Annotated in this window: 5 protein-coding genes; all 5 read left to right on the top strand. The window is 40.6% G+C overall.

All coding sequences use genetic code 11. From position 1 onward, the window contains the following. A partial coding sequence (locus tag VB693_RS28805) for a hypothetical protein (protein WP_323269257.1) occupies positions 1 to 184 on the top strand: 184 nt, incomplete at its 5' end. An 86-nt stretch (positions 185 to 270) separates the two neighbouring features. After that, entirely contained in the window at positions 271 to 1,191 is a 921-nt protein-coding gene (locus VB693_RS28810) for a histone deacetylase (protein WP_323269258.1), read from the top strand. Between the two features lie 820 nt (positions 1,192 to 2,011). Beyond that, on the top strand, positions 2,012 to 2,149 hold the full coding sequence (locus VB693_RS28815) for a hypothetical protein (RefSeq protein WP_190701332.1): 138 nt from the start codon (positions 2,012 to 2,014) through the stop codon (positions 2,147 to 2,149). Between the two features lie 181 nt (positions 2,150 to 2,330). Then, complete coding sequence (locus VB693_RS28820) at positions 2,331 to 2,777, top strand: tellurite resistance TerB family protein (protein ID WP_323269259.1); 447 nt, start codon at positions 2,331 to 2,333, stop codon at positions 2,775 to 2,777. Positions 2,778 to 3,130: 353 nt separating this feature from the next. Beyond that, the gene (locus VB693_RS28825) at positions 3,131 to 4,465 is read left to right on the top strand and encodes a UDP-N-acetylmuramoyl-tripeptide--D-alanyl-D-alanine ligase (RefSeq protein ID WP_416233437.1); all 1,335 of its coding nucleotides are present in this window, start codon (positions 3,131 to 3,133) and stop codon (positions 4,463 to 4,465) included. Positions 4,466 to 4,476: the final 11 nt, after the last annotated feature.

A 4,476-nucleotide genomic window follows, 5' to 3' on the forward strand; every position in this document is an offset into this window, starting at 1 on the left:
GGCGAATCCAGAGGGCGATGCCTCACAATTAAGCCCAGAGATGCGGGATAAAATCAAACACCCACCCAAAATGGACGATGTGATTCGTCAGCAATCACCAGAAGAACGTCGCGGGAATCAAGCTTTAGTACCAGAAATGCTGGATCAACCCACTGATGAAATGATTGGTTTCACAGAAGATTGAGTTATAGGGCATTGGGCATCAACAGTTATCAGTCACCTATAACTGGGGGTAGAATGGCATTCATGATCCTGCTGCCGTGATGCCTTATGCTACCAGTCATCTACTCCGATGAGTTTCTAGACCACAAAACTGGAAGCTATCATCCAGAAAAACCAGAACGTTTGACGGCGATTGTTAACGCTTTGAAAGATGCTGCAATTTCTACCCAAATTGATTGGCGTGAACCTACACCAGCACTAGAAAATACATCTGTAATGCCATTTTTGGTAAAAGCCCATAGCCCAAATTACATCAATAAAGTCAGGGAAATCGCGTCTACTGGTGGTGGTTATTTAGATGGCGATACTCCCATTTCTCCCCGTAGTTATGATGTGGCTTTGTTGGCGGTGAGTGCTTGGTTGGATGGCGTGGATGCAGTCTTAAGTAAAACAAATCCGGCTTTTGTATTGGCTCGTCCACCGGGACATCATGCTGAAAGTGATGCAGGAATGGGCTTTTGTTTATTTTCTAATGCAGCGATCGCGGCTTTATATGCTTTAGAACAACCGGGAATTAACCGTGTCGCTATTTTAGATTGGGATGTACATCATGGCAACGGTACGCAGGCGATCGTGGAACTTAATCCCCACATCGCTTACTGTTCTCTACATCAGTATCCCTGTTATCCCGGTACTGGGAGAGCCACAGAACGCGGCTTTCATAATAATTTCTTAAATTTGCCTTTACCTCCCGATAGTGATATCGGTGCATATCAGCCGCTTTGGGAAAACAAAGTAGTACCGTTTTTTACGGAGTTTCAGCCAGATTTACTCATTGTTAGTGCTGGCTATGATGCTCTGGCTGATGATCCTTTAGCCAGCATCAATTTACAACCAAATGATTATGCTTTGTTTACAGATTATTGTTTGGGGCTAACACGTAAAATTCTTTTTGGCTTGGAAGGTGGTTATGAACTTGATGCCCTGGCTAAATCAGTTATCGCCACCATTGAACGTTGCTTGGTTTAGGGTCTACCAGATAAAAAAATATCACCTATGTTGTCGGGTACTTCAGTACGCATAACTATATTAAGTAATATTGCAGCTTCAATAACTCTCTACATGAAAGCAAGGTTACTAATTCTGTGTATAAATCAGTTGACAAAGTTCATATTAAGTTTATTCACAGTTTTTTTAGTTTATCTCACCAGTATTACGAAACGTCGGAAACCCTTTTCATCCAAGAAAATGATGTTCTGAGTTCTCCTAAATAATTTCAGTCCGCCATAAATAGCTAAGTAATATTACTTCTAATGTCTGTACATAATAGCACTAAATTAATTATTTTGATGAACTTGTGAGTAACTTACTGATATGAGTCTATCTTCCAAGTTTGTTATGCGGATCTATAAAGAAATTCCTAAATTTATATTATGTAATTGCTGAAAGTAAAAATAAGGTTATATAGCTACTAAAGTTAAGTAAATTTACTGAAGCTCTTTATCAAGAATCAAGGAAACAAGCTTAAATATATGTCTTAGTACAAGGTTATGGTTGATTTAATATCTCTAAACCAGAAAATGTGTGATTGTGCTATAAGTTACAGTAAATTAATTTAGCAACCAGCAATCTCAGCACGATAATTTTCACTTTTAAATTTTTTCAGTATTATCCGTAACTAAATTAGGGATAATTTCATCGAATCTTCAGAAAGAAAAATCTTATTGATCTCATACAAGAGCTAAAGTTTTGTTAAGATGCAAGTGCTAGCAGTTTCTCAACGGAATTTCCAACTCCGCAGGTGGAGAAATAAACATTACTAGCAACACATAGTTCAGAAGGTGAAGCTATGACCACCTATATTTTTTTTGATGAAGCTCTTCGGATGTTAACCAACGCCTACTTGCTGTCAACGATGCTGTTAATTACGGCTTCTGGTATTGGGTTAGCAGTTATTGAAACTATTGAAAAGACAGAGCAACGGTAAGTTAATCTCTATTTTGGCACTGTACATCTAGCTAGAATCATATTGAGCGAAAGTGTTAACTGTCCAAAAATCCTGGGAACACTAAATGATGAAAGTCTCACAGCGTTGCAGCCTGCCAGAAAGGTTAAAAACTGTAAAGGTAACTGTACGCTACTGAGACACCCATCCAGGAGCAATTATGATGAATCTACTAGAGACAGTTCTGGACGCGGAAATTTCCACTCCAGAAACACTTAGCCTACCAGAAGCTTTTGCCGCGATCGTTTTACTGGCCACAGTGTCAGATAGTTATTTGACTGATGAACAAGAGCGTTCTATCTTCTCTGCATTGTCACGCTCAAAGCTATTGAGAAATTATTCCCAGGATGCCATCCATAAGGTATTGAACAGAACCCTAGATATTCTCTGGCGGGATGGCTTCAATGCCTTATTTAATTTAGCTAAAGAATCTCTACCCCTGGAATTAAGAGAAACCGCTTTTGCTCTCTCTGCTGATTTAGTCTGGGGTGAAGGTTCAATCACCGATGAAGAAAAAAACTTTTTAAACGATTTTTATCAAGCTTTAGGCATTTCTCGCGATATAGCAACAAAAATTTTACAAACAATGTCAATCAAAAATCAGGGATGAATTCGGGATTGGGGACTGGGAAGAGAAATTTTCAACTTTGTAGCGGTACTAGTTATCTATCAAGTTATTTTTGACGGTTCGTAGTAAGGACTTTAGTCCTTCAGTCCTGATTTTTCTAAGGACTAAAGTCCTCTCTACGAGACGCTACGCGAATACGACAAACTTGCTTATCCCTCATTTCAAATTTGATGACATAGCATATATACTTAAGTGTGCCAAAGGAGTTGAGCTTCTTTGGCACTACTTTTGTCAGGAGGTAGAAGGCAGGAGGTAGAGGAGACAAGAAATAATTTTTTGACTTTTAACTTTTTTCTGCCTAGTCCCAAGTCCCCCATTTTGAATTTTGAATTTTTATGTCTGCTACCATAACCCAACTAGTGGAAGTTCTTTTAGCCCAGCCTGTAAATTTAAGTGCGGCTGATTTAGCAAAAGTCAGTAGTGGTATACAAACTGATAGCCGCATCATCAAACCAGGTGAAGTCTTTTTGGCTTTACGAGGGGAGAAATTTGATGGACATGAATTTGTACCAACTGCGATCGCTCAAGGTGCAATAGCTGCTATTGTCGATTTTGACTACGAAAATCCAGGAGTGCCTGTATTACAGGTCAAAAATACCCTAGAGGCATATCAAAAAATTGGGCGATGGTGGCGCGATCGCTTTGAGATTCCTGTCATTGGGGTGACAGGTTCTGTCGGTAAAACCACCACTAAGGAATTAATTGCCGCAGTTTTGGCTACACAGGGTAAGGTTCATAAAACCTTTGGCAACTTCAATAATGAGATTGGTGTACCAAAAACCCTCTTAGAACTTAATTTAGAACATGACTACGCCGTGATTGAAATGGCAATGCGGGGGAGAGGACAAATTGCCGAACTCACACAAGTAGCTCATCCGACAATTGGCGTGATTACCAATGTCGGGACAGCGCATATTGAGTTACTCGGTTCAGAAGAGGCGATCTCTGAGGCAAAATGTGAGTTATTAGCGGAAATGCCCCAAGATAGTATCGCTATTCTTAACTATGACAACCCCTTATTACTAGCAACGGCGGCGAAGGTTTGGCAGGGGGAAGTTTTGACTTATGGTCTTTCTGGGGGAGATATTCAAGGCTCACTTATTGATAACGACACTGTAGAAGTAGCAGGAATCAAGCTACCCTTACCTTTACCTGGCCGTCACAACGCTACGAATTTTTTAGCAGCCTTAGCTGTGGCTCAGGTTTTGGGGATCGATTGGTCAAGCTTAAAAGATGGTGTAACGGTAAATATGCCGACTGGTAGATCCCAGCGTTTTCATTTACCCAATGATGTATTAATCTTAGATGAAACCTATAATGCTGCACCAGAAGCCATGTTAGCCGCCTTGCAGCTATTAGCAGATACCCCAGGAAAACGTAAAATTGCCGTGTTGGGAGCAATGAAAGAATTAGGAGAGCGATCGCCACAACTACACCAGCGAGTCGGGGAAACAGTACGAGACTTAAAATTAGACGGGTTATTAGTCTTAGTTGACGGACAAGATGCCGAAACAATAGCCAAAAGTGCCGAGGGTATCCCCTCAGAATGCTTTACCACCCACGCCGATTTAGTGGCAAGATTAAAAACATTTATGCAAGCAGGCGATCGCATATTATTCAAAGCTGCCCATTCTGTAGGACTAGATCGGGTAGTGAATCAATTGCGTTAGGTGCTGCGGTA

This window comes from Anabaena sp. UHCC 0399 (genome assembly GCF_034931465.1).
Lineage (GTDB): Bacteria > Cyanobacteriota > Cyanobacteriia > Cyanobacteriales > Nostocaceae > Trichormus > Trichormus minutissimus.

Coding starts and splice junctions, on each gene's coding strand:
- VB693_RS28815 (WP_190701332.1), top strand. CDS start 2,012: ATGACCACCTATATTTTTTTTGATGAAGCTCTTCGGATGTTAACCAAC.
- VB693_RS28820 (WP_323269259.1), top strand. CDS start 2,331: ATGAATCTACTAGAGACAGTTCTGGACGCGGAAATTTCCACTCCAGAA.
- VB693_RS28810 (WP_323269258.1), top strand. CDS start 271: ATGCTACCAGTCATCTACTCCGATGAGTTTCTAGACCACAAAACTGGA.
- VB693_RS28825 (WP_416233437.1), top strand. CDS start 3,131: ATGTCTGCTACCATAACCCAACTAGTGGAAGTTCTTTTAGCCCAGCCT.